The organism is bacterium (assembly GCA_040755795.1).
Taxonomy (GTDB): domain Bacteria; phylum UBA9089; class CG2-30-40-21; order CG2-30-40-21; family SBAY01; genus JBFLXS01.
Genome location: JBFLXS010000511.1, coordinates 1 through 2545, shown reverse-complemented (window position 1 = coordinate 2545; position 2545 = coordinate 1). Strand labels below are relative to the sequence as shown.

The 2545-nt window shown below is 38.2% G+C and carries 1 protein-coding gene; it reads left to right on the top strand.

Annotation, left to right across the window (positions count from 1 at the left end):
• Window positions 1-210 precede the first annotated feature (210 nt).
• Window positions 211-2346, top strand: coding sequence for a glycine--tRNA ligase subunit beta (gene glyS, locus AB1414_19060; protein ID MEW6609512.1), 2136 nt, complete (start codon window positions 211-213; stop codon window positions 2344-2346).
• The last annotated feature ends 199 nt before the right edge of the window (window positions 2347-2545 follow it).

Genomic DNA, 2545 nt, shown 5'->3' with positions numbered 1-2545 from the left:
TTCTTACTTTCCTACTCTCCTACTTCCTACTTTCAGGAGGAAATAGTAGGCAAGTAGGTAGTAGGAAAGGGATAAAGGATGTGCACGGTATTCCTCTTCTGGGGACAATGTCTCCCCTTTCCTACTTTCCTACTTCCCTACTTTCCTACAGGGTGAATAGTTACGATTTTTATTGACAGAAATATAAAAGTATAGTAAAATATCTTCAGAATGAATAAAGATTTGTTGTTAGAAATAGGCACAGAAGAGATACCTGCAAGATATATTCCCCCGGCGCTGGAGCAGTTAAAAAACCTGACCAATACGGCTTTTCAAGAAGAAAGAATTGAACAGAAGGGTATTTTTAGTTATGGCACACCAAGAAGATTAGTGCTGTATGTTCAGGAGGTCGCCTCAAGACAAAAGGATTTAGTTTCAGAAACAATTGGTCCGCCTAAGAATGCGGCTTTTAACACCGACGGAAAACCTACTCAAGCCGCGATAGGCTTTGCCAGAAGTCAAGGAATCGCCGTAGAAGAATTAAAATTTAAAGAAACACCAAAAGGTATCTATATCCTGGCACATAAAACAATGCCAGGCAAGGAAACTAAAGAGGTTTTAACTAAAATCCTCCTGGAAGTCATTAAATCTATCTCCTTCCCAAAATCGATGTATTGGCAGGATAAAAATTTCTATTTTGCCCGACCTGTCCGCTGGATATTAGCCCTTTTGGGTGAAGAGAAACTAAAATTCGAACTCAGCGGTATGAAATCAGATAATATTTCTTATGGACATCGATTTTTATCGAACCGGGTGATTAAAATTAATCAGCCGGCTGAATATGAAGATAAACTCAAGGAAAATTTTGTCATCGTGAACCAGGCGAAAAGGCGAACAATGATTCTCAATGAGATAAAGGCATATTGTGAAGATAATAATTGCCTTGCCCCGCAACTTGATGAATTATTAGATGAGGTTCTCTATTTAGTAGAATATCCAACGGTGGTTGTGGGAAACTTTGCAAAAGAATCCTTAAAATTACCACCAGAGGTATTAGTTTCGGCAATGCGCGAACATCAACGGTATTTTCATCTTGTCGATAAAGAAAATAACTTTTTGCCAAATTTCTTAGTCATCGCCAATACTAATCCTGAAAAGGTGACTAAGGATACGCTCAATATTATTCGTGCAGGGAATGAGCGGGTGCTTTCGGCAAGACTATCCGATGCCTTTTTCTTTTTTAGTCAAGATAAAAAGATTTCGTTAGAATCACGGGTAGAGGAGGAAAAAGAAAGGGTCTGGCAGGAGGATTTGGGCACGGTTTATGAGAAAACACTTAGAATTGTAAAATTAGCCGGGTTTATCTCGAAAAAAATAGCCCCAGAGATTACCGCAAAGGCAAGTCGAGCGGCATTACTGTCAAAGACAGATTTATCCACAGAAATGGTTGGCGAGTTTCCGAAACTTCAAGGAATAATGGGCTATTACTATGCCCTGAGTTCGGGTGAAGATAAAGATGTTGCCAGAGCAATCTGGGAACATTATTTACCGAGTTCGGCGGATGGGGTTTTACCACAAACCCTAACTGGAAGCATCGTGAGCCTTGCTGATAAAATAGATTCAATCGTGGGTTGTTTTAGTGTTGGATTAATCCCGAGTGGTTCTGAAGACCCGTATGCACTTAGAAGGCAGGCACAGGGAATAATTAATATTTTAGCGGCTGAGTTTTTTAAAATTCCCGCAACCCCATCTATTCCTCCCTTATCTTTACAGGAATTAATTGACTATGCCTTGATTTTATTAGAGGGTAAGATAAAAAGAGATAAAGAAAAGGTAGCGATTGAGGTGTTAACCTTTTTAACCCAGAGATTGCAAAATATATTGATAAATGGTATGTTTTCACAACCAGGGATAGTAACTTCAAGTCAAGCTCAAGGCTTATTATCCGTAGGTGTAGATGATATTCTGGATGTGCTCCAGAGGGCTGATGCTTTATCAAAATTTTCTAAAACCGCTGACTTTGAACCACTAATTATTGCCTTTAAACGGGCAATGAATATCGTGAAAACAGAAATCAAAACTCACAAATCAGAAGTCAGAAAGGAATTATTTGTAGAAGATTCTGAAAAAAATCTTTATGCTGTTTATCTAAGGATTAAAGAAGAATTAGAATCTTATCTGATAAAAAAGGATTATTCAAACTATCTATGGACATTAGCCCAACTTCGCCAACCAATTGATAATTTCTTTGATGAGGTCATGGTGATGGTTGAGGATAAGGAGTTACGAAAGAACAGACTGGCGTTATTGGCGATGATAGCCGGTTTATTTTTAAAAATAGCCAATTTCTCAGAGATTGAAAAATAGTAACCGTTCAGGTGGTAATTTACCGCAGAGACGCAAGAGTTTACAGAGAAGATATGGAAATAAATCAGATAACAGAAAAGATTATTGGTGTAGCCATTGAAATATAGTAACTATTTACCCAAATGAAGTGCAAGGTAATCGGTAATCAGGTAATCGGTAACAACCAATTGATCTTTTCCCTTTACCGATAACCTGATCA

Excerpts from the sequence above, each read along its gene's own strand:
- glyS (MEW6609512.1), top strand. The coding sequence starts at position 211 with ATGAATAAAGATTTGTTGTTAGAAATAGGCACAGAAGAGATACCTGCA.